The sequence below is a fragment of the Wolbachia endosymbiont (group A) of Bibio marci genome, from assembly GCF_947251645.1.
Taxonomy (GTDB): Bacteria; Pseudomonadota; Alphaproteobacteria; order Rickettsiales; family Anaplasmataceae; genus Wolbachia.
Window position 1 is genome coordinate 350,510 of sequence record NZ_OX366364.1, and the last position, 16,524, is coordinate 367,033.

Below are 16,524 nucleotides of genomic sequence, written 5' to 3' on the forward strand. Positions count from 1 at the left end.
CTAACACGGGATTTCTTTTGCCTTTTTTTCTGCTTAGTAAGTTTCTTAACGTTTATAATTTAGGTTAGTTGCATTTAAAAGCAGCTGAGTCGCGGTTATTAAACGTTTAAAACATAAAAAAACGCCAATACTGAAAATAGACAATGACCAGGGCTTCTTTTGCCTTTTTTTTCGTTTGGTAAATTTCTTAATATTTATAACTAAACGACAACCGTCATCCCGCTGCTTGTTAGCTGATGAGATACCGCGGCGGTATGACGGTTCGCGGCGGCATGACATAGGACTGCTGTCGTCCCGCTACGTGTTAGCGGCTAAGAGATATCGCGGCGGTATGACATAGGGAAACCTTGCTTGGGCCAGCTATAGATTACCTGATCTCACCATCTTTCCAATCACTTTATACATAATTCTCGGATTTTGAAAACTTACTTTGAGTGAATTGCTCATATTCTTCATCCTCTAGTTCTTCAAAAATCTCTGGATGTTGGTCACCTAGACGAACAATTATTGAAATGAGCTCTTTGTTTGTTTTTTTAAGTAAAAACCTTTCAAGGAGAGTTTGTTTATCAACATATCCCAGGCACATAGATGATCGATACTCCTTTCTGTCAAGATCAATCAAAGTAAAACCCGTTGCAGCCATATGCTTACATGGACCAAAGTAACAGAATGCAGGGCAGGAACATGTTCCACTGAAAAGAGGACCATCGTGCTTTAGTGTTACCTGATATTTACTTGACCCAACCACCTTTGATTTAGCGTGAGATTCATCAACAGATATGATCTGCACCTTTCCTTTGTTAAAATAATCTCTTCCGCTAGAGAGGTAGGGTTCTTTGATAAGACCTGTGATATCTTTATAATACAGTCTCATTTTTGCCTCCTTATTTCATATATAAAGCCCTCAATTTTCTAATATATCCTTTCTTCCATAAAAATTTATTAACCCACCACGACTTTTATATGGCGTTTCTTTCCTGCAGACAGTTTTATAAATGACCGACCTTTGAAGCTCTCGGAATTTATTATGTAGTTAACGTCGGTTATAATATTATCATTAACTTTGCACCCATTGCCCTGTATTAAACGCTTTGCAGCACCTTTGGACAATTCAAAACCAGCATCGTGTAACAGGTCTACTAAGGATGTGCCGCTTGCAACTTGTTCTTTTTTTATGATGTAATCAGGAAGTAGTGAGCTATCTTCATTTTCAAAAGCAGAAACTGCAGCAGATCGTGCAAGTTCTGCTTCTTTATTACCATGACATATTTTTGTCACTTCTGTTGCCAAAACTTTTTTTGCTTCATTTATTTCTTGATCCTTTAAAGATTCTAGTTTTCTAATCTCATCAATTGGCACATCAGTGAGCAATCTTAAAAAACGTCCAACATCTTGATCATCAACGTTGCGAAAATATTGCCAGTAGTCGTAAGGTTTTAGCATATCGCCATCGAGCCATATTGCTCCACTTTCAGTTTTGCCCATTTTTTTTCCTTGTGCATTTAATAAAAGAGGCGTAGTAAGGCCAAACAGCTCAGGTAAATTCAACTTTTTTCCAAGCTCAATTCCGTTTACTATATTTCCCCACTGGTCTGACCCTCCAATCTGCAGACGACAATCATATTTTTTGTTTAATTCAGTAAAGTCGTAAGCTTGCAATAGCATGTAATTGAATTCCAGAAAGCTTAAGGTTTGCTCTCTATCTAGCCTGGTTTTCACACTATCAAAACTTAGCATACGATTTACAGAAAAATAAGCTCCTATATCACGCAAAAAATCTATGTATTTTATGTTATCCAACCAATCTGCGTTATTTACTATCATTGCACCAGTCTTGCTGTCATTAAAAGACACCATTTTCTCTAATATTCTCCTTATATTGGATGTATTTTGATTGATGTTCTCTACGGGCAAGATGCTTCTTGCTTTATCTTTGAAGGATGGGTCACCAATTTTTGTTGTGCCGCCTCCAAGTAAGACTATCGGCTTATAACCAAATTTTTGCAGGTGGCGGAACATCATAATATGCATTAGATGACCAATATGAAGACTTGGTGCTGTGCAATCAAACCCAATGTATGCGACTATATGATTATTTTCGGATAATAGCTGATCTAACCCTTCAATATTTGTACATTGGTATAGGTATCCTCTTTCTTGGATAAAATTTAAAAACTCGGACTTGTGTTTCATAATCTTTTTAGTATGTTATTTTATATGTGAACATTGTCATTGAAGATATCGATGATGATGTCATTCCAGCGCGTGACGCTGGAATCCAGTTTTTCATGCAATTTCATCAAAAGCGTTGTATAGTGTGCTCGTTTATAATTAAGTTTTCTGGATCCCAGTGTCAAGCACTGGGATGACACCTTTTCTTGGGGAGCTATCCTAAAGGTGCGATACTTATACAGTTGTACTTGAATGGCCCAGGCAATCAATTCCACAGTTCTTCTATTTTATAATACTCCCTTACTTCTGACCTGAATATGTGAACCATTATGCCTTGAAAATTCAAGACCACCCAATTGCCTTCATCCATACCTTCTACATCTATTTTATCATGTCGCTCGAGACTTTTTATTACGTGTTCAGCTAACGCTTTCACATGGCGACTTGAATCACCAGATGCAATAATCATATATTTTGCAATAATGGTTCTATTCTGCACATCGAAAGTAACTATATCGTGACCTTTATTTTGATCTATTATACTTACAATCATGCTTTTTATTGATTCTGTATCACTGGATACATTAGTCATCATCTTAAATTATTTAATTTGCTTATAATTATACACTCAAAATCTCTAAATATGAACTTGTATCTTTATGATGTAAGGTATTAGAGCTAAAATATCTTGCAGGGAAGGGTGAAGCCGGATGTGAACTAACGCCAATAAGGCCGAAATTAGATTTTGCTCTCCTTCCAATAGAGTTAAAAGACTGAACAGTATCTTTGAAATTATATCCCGTATTTACAAGAACTCTCAATTTTGTTTATAGTCTTGGAGGCGGTTTTATGCAAACAAATGCTATTTTAGTTATAGATATTGCTAAACAAAAATTTGATGCTTGTTTGTTGGTAGGCAGCAAAAAACGACATAAAGTTTTTCATAATAACCAAGATGGTTTTGAAAAGCTTGTGACTTGGTGCAATAATCATGGAGCAGAGCTTATTCATCTGTGTCTTGAAGCAACAGGTTGTTATAGTGAAAAATTTTATGTATGACCTGGGACATAATGTAAGTGCCAGCCCAAATCAAAGCTTTTGGCAAAAGTGAGCTACTTAGAAATAAAACAGATAGATCAGATGCTGCTATGATCGCTAGGTTTTGTATTGCTTTTCCTTGTAAAAATTTGGCTTATCTTTATATCAGCTCATTCAAACAGCATTAACATGACTTATGCCTTTTTTTGGATATAGAAATTTTCTAGGAATTGTCTTCTTGAATTCTATGGTATTTTGTTTAACATTGAAACAAGATTCCAGTGTCAAGCACTGGAATGACAGGAGAAGGGGCTACTTAGATGACAGGAGAAGAGGCTACTTAGATCCTGGAGGGAAGCGTGCGTGCAATTATTGTGCATGAATTTAAATGGCACAACTTATGACAATTATCTTCGCACCACAACGTTTGTGAGACTCAGTGTTTAGATTTACTTCGCCTATTCAGCTAATTTTTATTACAATTATAACAAAATAATTTTGATTTTAATGAAAACTGTATATGTATGTCAATCCTGTGGTCACAGCACTGGTAGGTGGGTAGGGAAGTGTATTGCATGTGACAATTGGGATACAGTTGTTGAGGAAATAGCAGTAAAAACGAGCAAAAGAAGTATATCTGCGCCAATTTTAATAAAGACGTTATCGGGTAGCGAAATTATCATTCCAAGTCGTTTTCTAACAGGAGTAGAAGAATTAGACAGAGTTTTTGGTGGAGGTATCGTTCAAGGTGCTAGCATTTTAATTGGTGGCGAACCTGGTATTGGAAAATCCACCCTTTTGCTTAGAATTGCAGCTAATGTTGTGCAACTTTCCTCTTTTGAATGTCTTTATGTATCTGGCGAGGAATCTTTAGAGCAAGTGAGTCTCAGAGCAAAGCGTCTTAAGATAAATGAACCTAAAATTAAGCTTTTATCTACAGTGTCTTTAACTGATGTAGTAGCAACAATAAAGGAAAATAAAAGTATTAAGTTCCTAGTAATTGACTCTATACAAACAATGTATGATAGCAGAATTACATCAGCACCAGGAACTGTAACTCAGGTTCGCACTTGCGCTCATGAATTAACTATTCTTGCGAAACAATATGGTGTTTCTCTTTTAATAGTTGGTCATATAACTAAGGATGGACAAATAGCTGGACCTAAAACTTTGGAGCATATGGTGGATACGGTATTATATTTTGAAGGTGAAAATAGCAATCAATACCGCATTTTGCGTACTATTAAAAATAGATTTGGCCCTGCAAATGAAATTGGTGTTTTTGAGATGTCTGAAGCTGGACTTGTGCCTGTTGATAACCCATCATCATTGTTTCTGATGGCCCATGACAGAGAAGTAGTTGGCAGCGCCGTATTTGCAGGAATTGAAGGTTCAAGACCAATTTTAATGGAAGTTCAAGCGTTGATAGCAGGGACTAATATGGCAACCCCAAGAAGGGCAGTAGTTGGGTGGGATATTAATAGATTGGCTATGATCATCGCGGTGCTAAATGCTCGTTGCAAAATGTTTTTGCATGATAAAGAAGTGTACCTAAACATCGCGGGAGGATTGAAAATACAGGAACCATCGGCTGATCTTGCTGTTGCTGCTTCCCTTATTTCAAGTGTAGTAAATTTACCGCTGCCAACTTCTTCAATAATCTGCGGTGAAGTTGCACTTTCAGGAGAAATTAGGAATGTCTCGCATGCTGACTTGAGGCTGAAAGAAGCACAAAAGTTAGGATTCAAAAAAGCAATTATGCCTAAAAATGGCAATTATTCTTCTCATGATATTGAGATAATCAAGCTTGGTCACGTAAGGGAATTAAGAGAAGTCTTTAATTACAATTAAATAACGCTTCAGCAAATTCTTTACTAGTAAACTCCTTTAAGTCCTCTATACTTTCACCAATTCCTATAGCATGTAACTTTACCTTATAAGCTTCTGCAAGTCCAATTACTACTCCGCCCTTAGCAGTGCCATCTAGCTTTGTTATGATTAACCCTGTAACACTAACCATCTTACTAAATGCCTCTAATTGGCTATAAGCATTTTGGCCGGTAGTTGCATCAAGAACTAAAATAACGTCATGAGGGGCAGTGTCATCCAATTTCTTTATCGTTCTATATATTTTTGATAACTCCTCCATAAGGTTCACATTATTTTGTAGCCTGCCTGCTGTGTCAATTAGAACAACATCAACGTTATCTTTTATAGCTTGACTCACAGCTCTATATGCCACACTTGCAGAGTCGCTACCGTACTCTCCAGTAACAATAGAACAATCAGAACGTTCTGCCCAAATATTTAATTGCTCACTAGCAGCCGCTCTAAATGTGTCGCATGCAACAAGCATAACGGACTTTCCCATCTCCTTATATTTATATGCGAGCTTACCTATAGTTGTGGTTTTACCATTACCATTTACTCCACATACCATTATTATATGTGGTTTTCTGTTTAAAATTAACGGTTGCACGACAGGGTTTAATATAGCTTCTATTTCGTTCATTAACTGCTGTGTGATAACGTTATGCTCAACTTCTGATTCGAATTTGATACTTGCGAGCTTATCAATAAGCAGTCTAGAAGTTTTATGACCAATATCCATGCTAATTAGCAATTCTTCTAGCTCGTCTAAAAGCGACTGATCTAATTTTTTTTTGCCAGAAAAAATACTTTTCACCCCGTCGCTAAAGCGAGAAGAAGTTTTTAACAGGCCTTTATAAAGGTTACCAAATAAACTCAAGAGAATACTCCTTTTAAATTACAAACTTAATTACAATATAGAGAATGACATGCACTACGTGAATTTGTAAAGTAAATATACTCATTTTCGTAATATTTTGTAAGTAAAATATACACAAAACTAGTGTATTTCACTTTAGTTTTTAACCTAAATATGTTATAATGTAGAATAGCGGTTCACAGGTAATTTTATGAGTTATAATGAGAAAATATTAGATCATTACGAAAATCCAAGGAATGTTGGCTCTCTGGATAAAAATGATCCAAGTGTTGGTACTGGTTTAGTTGGTGCACCATCGTGCGGTGATGTAATGAAATTGCAGATAAAGGTCAATGACAAAGGTGTTATTGAAGATGCAAAATTTAAAACTTTTGGTTGTGGTTCTGCCATTGCTTCAAGTTCCTTGTTAACAGAGATGATAAAGGGAAGAACCATCAGTGACGTTACACAGATAAAGAATACTCAAATAGTGGAAGAGTTGTCTTTACCTCCAGTGAAGATACACTGTTCGGTACTTGCTGAAGATGCTATAAAGGCTGCTATTCATGACTATCAAAGTAAACAAAAGAATTAAGAAGCTACGAACATGGGTGAATATCAAGAAGTAGGCGGAGGTGAAACTGTAAAAAAGAATAAAAAACTTATCACTATAACTGCGGAAGCAGTAGAAAGGATAAGGTATTTATTGGATCAAAAAAAGCATGCTAACCTTGAGAAATCAGAAGAAGCAATAGGAATAAGAGTGCTAATTAAACAAAAAGGATGTTCTGGTTTAAAATATGATATTGAATATGCATATGATACTCGTCCTTTAGAGTCGATAATTGAGGAAACCTGTAGTGATGACCAAAAAGTTAAAGTGTTGATCGATCCAAAATCCGTCATGTTTATTCTTGGTTCTGAAATGGATTATGTAGAGGAAAAATTCTCATCTGGTTTTGTTTTCAAAAATCCCAATGAAAAAGGAAAATGTGGTTGTGGAGGGAGTTTTCATGTCTAGCAGCTATTTTGCATTGTTTAAAATTGAACCAACTTTCAATATCAGCTTTGATGAGTTAGAGAAAAAATATATTGAGCTAAGCAAGACTGATATAAATGAAAAGCAGTCCAAAAATATGGAAAATATCAACAAAGCTTATCAAGTGCTAAAGTCACCACTAGAACGTGCCGAGCATTTATTGAATCTTTTTAATGTAAAAAATCAAAAGGATCATCTGAATTCTGAAATATTAAATGAATCAATGGAGGTAAGAGAGTACTTACTAGACTGCAACGACCTGCAATTTGCAAGTAGGATGGTTGATGAAAAAATAAAAGGTTGCATTAAAAACCTAATTAACACTTTTGCTGTAAAGAATTTTGATGGAGCTGCTACACAAGTCTTAAGATTGAAATATTTATATAAGTCATTTGAGGAGGTGAAAAAGAATGCAACCAATTCAAATTTCTGAACCAAATTCAAGTGAAGTAGTTTTTGGTATAGATCTTGGTACTACCAATTCTTTAATTGCCATGGTAAATAAAGCTGGCAATGCAGAAATATTTAAAGATGAGCAAGGAAGAGAGCTACTGCCTTCTGTTATTTCATATGAAGATAATACATTGAAAACTGGCTGTAACGTCGGTCGAAATGCAATCTACTCAATAAAGCGTTTAATGGGTAAAAGTGTTGAAGAATTAAATAAAGAAGGCCTCAATTTTGAAATAGATAACGAAAGTGAAAAAGTTATTAGAGTAAAATGCGCAGAGGAAAAGTATCTTACTCCTGTTGAGATTTCTGCTGAGATATTAAAAGCTTTATGTGAGAGGGTAAAAAAGTCTAAGGGGCTGGAAGTAAAAAAAGCAGTGATTACTGTGCCAGCTTACTTTGACGATTCAGCACGTAACGCAACTAAATATGCAGCAAAATTAGCTGGAATAGAAGTTCTTCGCCTCGTTAACGAGCCAACCGCTGCAGCGCTTTCTTACTCTATTGAAAAGAACAATAACAGTGGAATATATGCAGTTTATGACCTTGGTGGTGGAACATTTGATATTTCGATATTGAAATTGCATCAAAGAGTGTTTCAAGTTCTTGCGGTTGGTGGTGACACCAAACTCGGCGGTGATGATTTTGATCATCTTCTGAGTTCAATTGTGCTTAATAAGTATAGAGAAAAGACTGGAGAAACCCCTAAGCAACTAAATTCCTTACTTATCGAATCACGCTCTGTGAAAGAGTACCTAAGCAATCACACTATGGGTATCTTCGAATTTAATGTTAACGGCAAGTCATTTAAATGCGAAATTACTAGAGAAGAATTCGAGCCGGCAATAAGTCCTTTAGTTAATAGGACTATCAATATAGTCACTCGTACTATAAGTGATATAGATCTTAAAATTGATGATATAAAAGGAGTAATTTTAGTTGGTGGTGCAACTAGAACACCATTGGTTCAAAATTCACTAGTCAAACTCTTTGGAAATAAAGTACTGAATGACGTGGATCCAGATAAAGCAGTTGCCATTGGGGCAGCCCTGCAGGCTCACGATTTAACTTCGAGCTCAAAAGATAGGAATATTCTCCTGGATGTTCTACCTTTATCACTTGGCATAGAAACTATGGGAGGCATAGTTGAAAAAATCATACCAAGAAATACGCCACTACCAGTTTCAGAAACAAAAGAGTTTACAACTTATGTTGATGGGCAAACAGCAATGAAAATTCACGTTTGTCAGGGAGAACGTGAAATGATAGAGGATAACAAATCTCTAGCGCAGTTTGAACTAAAAGGTATACCGCCACTGCCTGCAGGTTCTGCAAGAATTGAAATAGAATTCACAGTTAACGTTGACGGAATCTTGACTGTTACTGCAAGAGAAAAAGCTACTGGAATTGAGCAGACAGTTGAAGTAAATTCAAGTTTTGGCTTGAGTGAAGCTGATATTCAAAATATGGTTGACCAGTCAATAAACAGCTTTGATGAAGATATGAAGGCTCGTTCCCTTGCAGGCGCTAAAATTAATGGAAATAAACTCATACACTTGGTTGAAAACAATAATAACTTTTCCACTGATCAAAAGTTGAAAAACCTATTACAAAACGCAAAAGACGCTTTACAAGGCAATGACTTGAATGAAATTAACAACGCTATCGCCGAGTTAGAAAATTCCTCTTTAGAGTTGTGTGAATTAACAAATAGGTAGAAAAAGCTTACACAACCTTGTGCAATACCCTATTTAATCTCAGAGCAACAGGTAACCTGAAATTAAATGGTAACCAATCGATCTTTCCCAATTTAAACGATAAACCAACTATGCTTACACGCCCAATGATATTTTCCATTGGTACAAAACCAACTTCAGGAAACCTACTATCTAAAGAATTATTTCTATTGTCTCCCATAACAAAAAATTGATCGTTAGGTACATAATAAACCGGAGTGTTATATGATAGCTTATTAGAAATGTTATCTATCAAAATCTCATGCTCCTTGCCACTTAAAAGCGTTTCTATATATCTTGGTATGTTACGATTTGACTCATAATCAAAAAAACTTTCAATTTGCCTTCGCTCTACTTTCTGATCATTTAGGTATAATTCTCCCTCTATCATTTGCACTTTGTCGCCCGGTGTTCCTATTACCCGCTTAACAAATCGGATACTGTCGTTTTTTGTGGGTTTGAAAACTACTATGTCGCCACGCTTTGGAGGGGTGTAAAAAATCCTGCCGCTAAAAATGTTTGGAGAAAATGGAAAGGAGTGTTTACTGTAACCATATGAGTATTTACTAGTAAAAATGTAATCCCCTTCAAGTAGGGTGCTTTTCATTGAACCAGAAGGTATATGAAATGGCTCGAATAAAAAACTACGTATTGATAGCGCAATTAGTAGTAAAAAAAACAATGAAGATAAAAATCTTCCCGTTCTTATCACCCAGTTTTTGCTTAGTCCTTCCAACTTTGTTTTTCTTATAAATTAAGCTTATTATAATACATAAATTAAAAAATGGTAATATGAAATTTTACTTGTGAATGTTATTCCTCTATTCAAAACAATTTTGAAAAGGCGGTTCATTTCTTTCAACGGTGTCATCCAAGTAGCGTGACACATAACTGTACGAACATTGCAATTTGCAGGTAGGCAGATGAAAGTAGCTGACACTAGAATCCAGCCTTCCTGCAATCTCATCGAAAACGTTGTTTTTTAACAACCACTTTTTATGCTAGTTTGCTTGTAAGCAAGCAAACTGATTTGGCGAGTATAAAAGTATAGCTAACGCGAGCTCTACGTCATACCGCCACGGTATCTCTTAGCATAGATCTCGCTAACAAGTAGCAACTGTTCAGCCAATGGCGTCAACTTAAGGGAAAATATCAGTGATTGTGTATAAAACTTCTCTCTAAATTTTTTACCATTAAATTACCCAAAAGCTGCAATAAACAGCACTTTTGTTTCTGTTTTATTTCAACAAAGAAGTCTAAAATATGTCCTTTTTAGGTGAAACATGCAAAAAGGAAAAAATCTTATTCTACAAATTAAAAATATAATATACTCGAAAGCTTTTCAGAGAATCCATTGTGTTGAGTTTTACACGAACAAGAAAACTTCCTTTTACGACAGTATTTTCTATGATTTTAAAGTTAATTAAGAAAAGTTTAGGAATAGAATGTGAGCTCATTAAGTTCCACCCTCAAAGCAAGCTTTTTCTAAAGCAAGATATAAATACAGGTTTTAAAGAATTTAAGCATCCAAACAGCCTATCAAGATGAGCCTGAGCTGGAGAGGCTATAGGTTTATTGCAGCAGATGGTTCTGGTATTCAACTCTGAAGAAATCGTATCCGAGTTTGAACCAAATGGAACAACAAGCACCGCTAGCAATTTGTTCGTTGATTTGTGTACTTTGCTAATTTGTAGTGCTCGTCTTGCAGCTTGGGAGCAAACGTTGGCAGAGGAGAACGACTCACTCCCCCTTTCGATGTTCACTTCCCTTTTCGACACGTTCATCAGTGGTTCACTCACGTTCGTCTTTCTGATCCACACCTTCCAGCTTATATGCTGATTTTTCCTTAACACTTATGACCCTATCTCTTGAATAGAGCCACTTAAGGTGGCTGCTCCTGAAAACCGATTTCGAAGGACCTTCCTTCATCTTCAATAAAACAAACATTACTTTGTTTGTTACTGCAGCACACCATCATTCTTAGGGTCGAGAAATTTAGAAAGAGCCATTGCTAAAATGCTTAGAAAAGATTAATAATTATACACACAGTTATTCAACCATATTTTTGACTTACAATTTTGAATATTTGCTCTTAACCTGACACATATGGCTTTTTGAATACTCCCAATGAACATATTTATAAATAAATATTTACTCTTCTTTTTTATTGTTTTTAGGTTTTTCTTAATCAACCATTTCTCCACCGATCTCTTTTATTTTTAGTATCAACGACTCTGGTACATACATGTCAATTACTTCTTCTGCTGTCACAAATAAAGTCTGATAAGAGTGTGAATTTATTATCCAATTAGGCAATATGTCTTCTGCTTTTATTTCAGAATGTTCCTCTTTTTTGTCATATACTGTGTAGCAATATAAGTGCACAGCAAAAAATAATATATAAGAGAGCAATATTCCTTTAAGCACTCCGAGAAAGATTCCAGTAACTCTATCGATAAACCCCAACCTTATGGGCGATAATATGTACATTAGCCAGTTATTTATTATCATCAATATAAGATTAAGTATAATAAATACAGAAATTGTAGAGAGTATGTTTAACGTAACTTTAGAATCAAAATATTTACTATAATTTAGAGTGAAAAAATCATAGTGATTAGCTGTCAGAAAAACTGATAAAAATAGAAACATTAGTGCGCATAGCTCTTTTATAAAGCCTCTAGTTATCGAGATTATTACACATAGAACAACAATGAAGATAATTAGACTATCGAAAAGCATATTTTATATCTATATGGTTTTCAAGATATAATAGTTATAAATAACGAGGTTGTAAAATTAATTGTATTTATGCTGCATCAGTTGATCTAAATACCTAGCGATCATGTCAATTTCTAAATTCAGATAATCATTTACTTTGTTGTACTGAAAAGTTGTATTTTCCCATGTATAGGGAGTGATATTTACTGTAAATTCCTGATTAATAACTGAGTTCACTGTGAGAGAAACCCCATCTAGTGTAACAGAGCCTTTTTTTGCAACAAATTTAATTAATTCTTGTGGGCATGATAGCTTGATTTCATGAGAATCTAAATTTCGCTCAATTGTTAAAATTTTTACTATCCCGTCAACATGACCCTGAACTAGGTGGCCATCGATCTTATCACTTAATCTCATTGCTTGTTCGAGATTTATTTTTTTGCCTATCTTCCACGTATTTAAGTTAGAAACCTTCATAGTTTCTTGAGACGTTTGGACTGTAAATGTATCGCTCATTATATCAACAACAGTTAAACACACACCAGAGCAAGCTATTGAGTCTCCTTTATTTATAGAGGGTAAGTTTTGTGTTTTGATATGGAAAATTTGATCAGAGTTGGAGTGAGTGGTAGTATCAGTTATAGTCCCGATATCCGTGATAATTCCTTTAAACATGTGGTGAAAATAAATAATTTTACCATGAAAAATTTTTTACAACAACTTATTTCTATTTTGTTATAGCTAAAGTAATTCTGGTTTACCGACGATTTAAAAAACGACAAATTCGTCATTCCGCTACTTGTTAGCGGCTAAGAGATACCGCGGCGGTTGTAAGTTAAAAATATGTTATAAAAGAAACACCTTGGTTACACTTTGTCAACGTCGTTACGCAAATGAGAGCTCAAGAAAAATGCAGACTAGAAGCACCGGCATGTAAAGGAAAGTTGTCAAAAAACTGGCCTGACCTTACCCAGAAAAAGTAGAGAGAAAGTTAAGACGATTTTGTCATGAGAATGATGCATCAAATTGTGCAGGAATGTAATAGTTAATAGTAGAATGTCTACGTTGTTTGTTATAAAAGATTTCTATGTATTCAAATATGGCAGTTCTAGTTTGTTGAGCAGAATGTTGAGAAGTATCAATAAGCAGCTCCCTTTTGAGTGAACTGAAGAAGCTTTCTGCAACAGAATTATCGTAACAACAGCCCTTATGGCTCATGCTGGAAATGATGTTTTTTGTATTCAATAGAAATTGGTAATTTTGAGAGGTATACTGTGACCCTTGATCGCTATGTAACAGTAGGTTTTCAGGGGGTTTGCGTTTGTTAACAGCCATAAGCAAAGAATCCACAATTAATTGTTTTGTCATTGTATGACTCATTAACTACCATGCGTGAGAATTATTGCTGCCAACAACCTTCCTTGGTTTTTATATAAGTAATCCCATACTTTATTTGGTTGCTCAGTGATAAAATTTTGATCTAATATATTAGGAGCAATAACCATATTATTTGGTTGTTTTTTAGTTTTAAATCTTCGTCTAAGTTTGGCTATAATGTCATTTTCCTGCATAACATTTTGCACTGTTTTGATGTTATAATTTTTGCCTAAAGCTTTTATGGATTTTAGGGGCTCCATATCTGCATTTAGATGCTTTTTTTGAATCTCTGCTAGAAGTCCTTCCCTTGCTAATTCTTTATTGCTTTTTTCTTTAGCAATCCATTTATAATAACCACCAGCACAAAACCCTGCATAGTTCCTGTATTTTATAGCAATTTCTATGCTCTTTTATAAAAGAATATTTTACTCTTTTTCTTTGGCAAAATATCCCAGGGCTTTTTTTAAAATGTCTCTTTCTCTTCTTACTCTTGCTAACTCTTTTTTTAGATCAAATCTTTCTTTGTCATAAGGAGCTAGTTTTCCTTTGCCTGGAAATGCGTATGCTCCAGACATTTTTCCATCATATTTTCTTACCCATTTACTTAACATACTGCCATCTATACCTAGATCTTTTGCTATTTTTGTACTTGTTTGACCTGTTTCTTTAACCAGCTTAACAGCTTCCAATTTAAATTCTGCTGTATATTCTCTTCTATTTGTCATATTACACCTCTTTGAAAAAACGTTTTATTTTACTCCAAAAACGTCTTAACTTTCTCTCTACTTTTTCTGGGTAAGGTCAGTCAGTTCTTTCCATCCAAGAATCATTTTATTGGCTTGCCTTAATATCTCAACAGAAGGCAAGTCTTCTGTGCTGAGTGGTAGGCGGACAGTTTGATGTTCTATAAGACCAATATCATGCAAAAGTGCTTTAGTGGGTATTGGGTTGCTGGCAATAAATAGAGCTTTGCAAGCTTGTTGCCAGATATCTGTTGAACTTTTTATGTCATTTCCTGTCATTTGAGGAGTTGTTTTTTTTCTAGTTACGTGCTGGAATGACAGTAGGCATTGCTTAACATATTCATGTGCTACATGTGGCCAAACATTGGAAGCAACGGAAACCAGACCAGCTGCACCATAAGCGGCCATATCGGATATCATATTATCATCTCCGCAAAAGACCTCAATATTTGGAGCAACTTTCTTATACTGAGCTAAAGTATCAACGGTGCCACTTGAATCTTTGATAGCCCAAAATTTTTCGTGGCTGGATAAGTTGCGTACAGTTTCAGCGTGAAGACTCACTCCTGCTCTCGATGGAATATTGTAAAACATAGCCGGCACATGTGCTTTCTCAAGCAGCTTTTCAAACCATAAAGTCTGCCCCATAATTCCGGGCTTTGCATAAATGGGAGTTGTCATTAGATAGCCGTGAATAGGCATACCCTTGCAAAAATCAAGCCATTCAAGAGTCTGATATAGATTCACTCCTGGTACACCAATTATAATTTTCGTATTTAATTTTAGCTTACATACAAATTCAACTAATGTATGCTTTTCAGAATCAGTGAGCGATAGGCTTTCACCGGTGCTACCCAGCAACACTACACCATTTTCAGCTTTAACTTGCATTGTCAGTAAACGCTGCAAACTGCTATAATCTATGCTATCCCCATTGCAATTAAATGGAGTAACACAAGCAGTCCATAAAAATGTAGATTTCAATTTAAATTGTTAAAATGGTATTTCATCGTCGATTAGTTCATCTTTTATATCGTTGTCAAAACTTTCGTGCTTATTTTTTTGTTCTGTTTCATTTTGCTTGTATTCACTCGGCTTGTAATCGGAATTTGGTCGCGAATCCAAGAGAGTAAGAGCACTATTAAAATTATATAAAACCACCTCTGTTGTGTATCTTTCACTACCGTTTTGGTCAGTCCATTTTCTAGTTCTCAAAGAACCTTCAACATAAACTTTACTGCCTTTACGTGCAAAATCTTTGACGACTTTTACTAATCCTTCACTAAAAATTACGATATTATGCCATTCTGTCTTTTCAGAGCGCATACCGGAAAGTTTGTCAGTCCAACTTTCGGATGTGGCTATTGAAAAATTTGCCATCTCTTTTCCATTTTGTGTAGTCCTAATTTCAGGATCTTTTCCTAAATTACCAACTAGTATGACTTTGTTTATGGTACCACCAGACATAATTATGCTCTAAATAAATCCCTTTATTATCTTATATGAAAGTACTATTGTCAAATTTAATTAAAAGTGCGCTTGGAGGGATTCGAACCCACGGCCTTTGCCTCCGGAGGGCAACGCTCTATCCAACTGAGCTACAAGCGCATGTATAGACCCGCGGTATCTCATCAGCTAACAAGCAGCGGGATGACGGTTCTTCAAATTGTCGGTAAACCTAAGTCACTTTGGCTATATACTAAATTATTTAATAGATAAGCTATCCAAGTCAAATTTTTGTTTTGGATAAAGCGTAAACATAATACTCTCATGTCCAAGATATACATTTTGAGAATCATTCGCATGCTTTTTTATTGCTTTTTGATCTACGGCCCATATAAAAGTCACACAATTTTCAGTGACTGAGTGCACTTTTAAATCCTTAGTATTTATAAACAGCTTTCCATTTACCCATATTTTCCATGTATCGGGAGAAAGATATAAAATTGAGTCTAAACTCACTACCTTACAGTTGAAATTATCTGATACCTCCTCTTTTGCAGCTCTTGAAGACCGTAAATTGAACTTTTCCATTTCATTGACCATTCTATTAACTGGCTCTTCATCAAAAAAAATGCTTTTTACGTTACTATATTGTGACAAAACGTCAAAGTCACTTTCCACTGCTTCTCTTATTATATCGTCCCGATCTGTATAGCTTAGTTTTTGATTGTTAATAAAGAAACACTCTTTTGCACGCAAATTTGCTATATCAATAAAATCATCGATTTCTTGATTGCCAACTTTAAGAACACTTTCAAAATATCTTTTTTCTATCATCATTCCATACTGAGAATGATGACAAACCATTTCATCATTACCTTGTTTTTCTATATATACGCATAAATTTCCACTATTTAATCCTAATATTTTATGCTCAATAAAATCTTCATTGCCAATATATTGTCGGCAAGAATACTCCTTACAAATTTCTATGCTTTCTATGATATCTTCACAACTGCAATATGCATTAACATTGGAAATGAGTAGCGTAAAAATAAAAAACAGCTTTATATTCAT

17 protein-coding genes, 1 tRNA gene and 3 pseudogenes are annotated in these 16,524 nt (G+C 35.2%); 8 read left to right on the plus strand and 13 right to left on the minus strand.

Features of this window, described 5'->3' with window-relative positions; genetic code table 11:
* Positions 1-397: 397 nt before the first annotated feature.
* The 4 genes from OPR48_RS01955 to rsfS all read right to left on the minus strand — a co-directional run bounded on the left by OPR48_RS01955 (position 398) and on the right by rsfS (position 2,764).
* Entirely contained in the window at positions 398-874 is a 477-nt protein-coding gene (locus OPR48_RS01955; protein ID WP_265026350.1) for an SWIM zinc finger family protein, read from the minus strand.
* Between the two features lie 68 nt (positions 875-942).
* The gene (gene tyrS, locus OPR48_RS01960) at positions 943-2,193 is read right to left on the minus strand and encodes a tyrosine--tRNA ligase (RefSeq protein WP_265026351.1); all 1,251 of its coding nucleotides are present in this window, start codon (positions 2,191-2,193) and stop codon (positions 943-945) included.
* 20 nt (positions 2,194-2,213) lie between these two features.
* A complete protein-coding gene (locus OPR48_RS01965; protein WP_265026352.1) occupies positions 2,214-2,447 on the minus strand; it encodes a hypothetical protein in 234 nt (77 codons plus the stop codon).
* Complete coding sequence (gene rsfS / locus OPR48_RS01970; RefSeq protein WP_265026353.1) at positions 2,438-2,764, minus strand: ribosome silencing factor; 327 nt, start codon at positions 2,762-2,764, stop codon at positions 2,438-2,440. The genes OPR48_RS01965 and rsfS overlap by 10 nt, the downstream gene beginning before the upstream one ends.
* A gap of 257 nt (positions 2,765-3,021) precedes the next feature.
* Here rsfS and OPR48_RS01975 point away from each other — a divergent pair.
* The 3 genes and pseudogenes from OPR48_RS01975 to radA form a co-directional block, all read left to right on the plus strand.
* Positions 3,022-3,344 (plus strand): annotated as a pseudogene (locus tag OPR48_RS01975) (IS110 family transposase); the annotation flags it as partial.
* Positions 3,345-3,457: 113 nt separating this feature from the next.
* The gene (locus tag OPR48_RS01985; protein ID WP_265026355.1) at positions 3,458-3,592 is read left to right on the plus strand and encodes a hypothetical protein; all 135 of its coding nucleotides are present in this window, start codon (positions 3,458-3,460) and stop codon (positions 3,590-3,592) included.
* A 125-nt stretch (positions 3,593-3,717) separates the two neighbouring features.
* Positions 3,718-5,061 (plus strand): DNA repair protein RadA, encoded by a 1,344-nt coding sequence (radA, locus tag OPR48_RS01990; RefSeq protein WP_265026356.1) that lies wholly within the window; start codon positions 3,718-3,720, stop codon positions 5,059-5,061.
* On the opposite strand, the gene ftsY is transcribed toward radA, so the two are convergent.
* The gene (gene ftsY / locus OPR48_RS01995; protein ID WP_265026357.1) at positions 5,048-5,959 is read right to left on the minus strand and encodes a signal recognition particle-docking protein FtsY; all 912 of its coding nucleotides are present in this window, start codon (positions 5,957-5,959) and stop codon (positions 5,048-5,050) included. The genes radA and ftsY overlap by 14 nt on opposite strands.
* Before the next feature lie 190 nt (positions 5,960-6,149).
* On the opposite strand from ftsY, the gene iscU reads away from it, so the two are divergent.
* Genes iscU through hscA form a run of 4 tightly spaced genes read left to right on the plus strand, consistent with a single transcriptional unit; the run spans position 6,150 to position 9,145 of the window.
* On the plus strand, positions 6,150-6,533 hold the full coding sequence (iscU, locus tag OPR48_RS02000; RefSeq protein WP_151808025.1) for a Fe-S cluster assembly scaffold IscU: 384 nt from the start codon (positions 6,150-6,152) through the stop codon (positions 6,531-6,533).
* Between the two features lie 12 nt (positions 6,534-6,545).
* Positions 6,546-6,959 carry a HesB/IscA family protein gene (locus OPR48_RS02005; RefSeq protein ID WP_265026358.1) on the plus strand — a complete coding sequence of 138 codons (414 nt, stop codon included), beginning with the start codon at positions 6,546-6,548 and terminating at the stop codon, positions 6,957-6,959.
* A complete protein-coding gene (locus tag OPR48_RS02010; protein WP_320109934.1) occupies positions 6,952-7,410 on the plus strand; it encodes an iron-sulfur cluster co-chaperone HscB C-terminal domain-containing protein in 459 nt (152 codons plus the stop codon). The genes OPR48_RS02005 and OPR48_RS02010 overlap by 8 nt, the downstream gene beginning before the upstream one ends.
* On the plus strand, positions 7,388-9,145 hold the full coding sequence (gene hscA / locus OPR48_RS02015) for a Fe-S protein assembly chaperone HscA (protein ID WP_265026360.1): 1,758 nt from the start codon (positions 7,388-7,390) through the stop codon (positions 9,143-9,145). The genes OPR48_RS02010 and hscA overlap by 23 nt, the downstream gene beginning before the upstream one ends.
* 7 nt (positions 9,146-9,152) lie before the next feature.
* Here the strand turns inward: hscA and lepB are convergent, their stop codons facing one another.
* A complete protein-coding gene (lepB, locus tag OPR48_RS02020; protein WP_320109927.1) occupies positions 9,153-9,899 on the minus strand; it encodes a signal peptidase I in 747 nt (248 codons plus the stop codon).
* A gap of 547 nt (positions 9,900-10,446) precedes the next feature.
* On the opposite strand from lepB, the pseudogene OPR48_RS02025 reads away from it, so the two are divergent.
* Positions 10,447-10,933 (plus strand): annotated as a pseudogene (locus OPR48_RS02025) (transposase); the annotation flags it as partial.
* A 414-nt stretch (positions 10,934-11,347) separates the two neighbouring features.
* Here the strand turns inward: OPR48_RS02025 and OPR48_RS02030 are convergent.
* The 7 genes and pseudogenes from OPR48_RS02030 to OPR48_RS02070 form a co-directional block, all read right to left on the minus strand.
* A complete protein-coding gene (locus tag OPR48_RS02030) occupies positions 11,348-11,905 on the minus strand; it encodes a CvpA family protein (protein ID WP_265026362.1) in 558 nt (185 codons plus the stop codon).
* A gap of 57 nt (positions 11,906-11,962) precedes the next feature.
* Entirely contained in the window at positions 11,963-12,559 is a 597-nt protein-coding gene (locus OPR48_RS02035; protein WP_265026363.1) for a riboflavin synthase, read from the minus strand.
* Between the two features lie 330 nt (positions 12,560-12,889).
* Positions 12,890-13,986: pseudogene (locus OPR48_RS07475) on the minus strand (IS3 family transposase).
* Positions 13,987-14,043: 57 nt separating this feature from the next.
* On the minus strand, positions 14,044-14,988 hold the full coding sequence (dapA, locus tag OPR48_RS02055) for a 4-hydroxy-tetrahydrodipicolinate synthase (RefSeq protein WP_265026364.1): 945 nt from the start codon (positions 14,986-14,988) through the stop codon (positions 14,044-14,046).
* A gap of 9 nt (positions 14,989-14,997) precedes the next feature.
* On the minus strand, positions 14,998-15,471 hold the full coding sequence (ssb, locus tag OPR48_RS02060; RefSeq protein WP_265026365.1) for a single-stranded DNA-binding protein: 474 nt from the start codon (positions 15,469-15,471) through the stop codon (positions 14,998-15,000).
* Between the two features lie 67 nt (positions 15,472-15,538).
* Positions 15,539-15,612, minus strand: a tRNA-Arg gene (locus tag OPR48_RS02065).
* A 96-nt stretch (positions 15,613-15,708) separates the two neighbouring features.
* Positions 15,709-16,524 (minus strand): hypothetical protein, encoded by an 816-nt coding sequence (locus OPR48_RS02070; protein ID WP_265026366.1) that lies wholly within the window; start codon positions 16,522-16,524, stop codon positions 15,709-15,711.

Bases quoted from the DNA above. Each gene is read 5' to 3' on its own strand.
- OPR48_RS01955 (WP_265026350.1), bottom strand. From the start codon at position 874: ATGAGACTGTATTATAAAGATATCACAGGTCTTATCAAAGAACCCTAC.
- ssb (WP_265026365.1), bottom strand. From the start codon at position 15,471: ATGTCTGGTGGTACCATAAACAAAGTCATACTAGTTGGTAATTTAGGA.
- hscA (WP_265026360.1), top strand. From the start codon at position 7,388: ATGCAACCAATTCAAATTTCTGAACCAAATTCAAGTGAAGTAGTTTTT.
- OPR48_RS02070 (WP_265026366.1), bottom strand. From the start codon at position 16,524: ATGAATATAAAGCTGTTTTTTATTTTTACGCTACTCATTTCCAATGTT.
- radA (WP_265026356.1), top strand. From the start codon at position 3,718: ATGAAAACTGTATATGTATGTCAATCCTGTGGTCACAGCACTGGTAGG.
- OPR48_RS02030 (WP_265026362.1), bottom strand. From the start codon at position 11,905: ATGCTTTTCGATAGTCTAATTATCTTCATTGTTGTTCTATGTGTAATA.
- OPR48_RS01985 (WP_265026355.1), top strand. From the start codon at position 3,458: ATGGTATTTTGTTTAACATTGAAACAAGATTCCAGTGTCAAGCACTGG.
- iscU (WP_151808025.1), top strand. From the start codon at position 6,150: ATGAGTTATAATGAGAAAATATTAGATCATTACGAAAATCCAAGGAAT.
- OPR48_RS02005 (WP_265026358.1), top strand. From the start codon at position 6,546: ATGGGTGAATATCAAGAAGTAGGCGGAGGTGAAACTGTAAAAAAGAAT.
- OPR48_RS02010 (WP_320109934.1), top strand. From the start codon at position 6,952: ATGTCTAGCAGCTATTTTGCATTGTTTAAAATTGAACCAACTTTCAAT.
- tyrS (WP_265026351.1), bottom strand. From the start codon at position 2,193: ATGAAACACAAGTCCGAGTTTTTAAATTTTATCCAAGAAAGAGGATAC.
- rsfS (WP_265026353.1), bottom strand. From the start codon at position 2,764: ATGACTAATGTATCCAGTGATACAGAATCAATAAAAAGCATGATTGTA.
- OPR48_RS02035 (WP_265026363.1), bottom strand. From the start codon at position 12,559: ATGTTTAAAGGAATTATCACGGATATCGGGACTATAACTGATACTACC.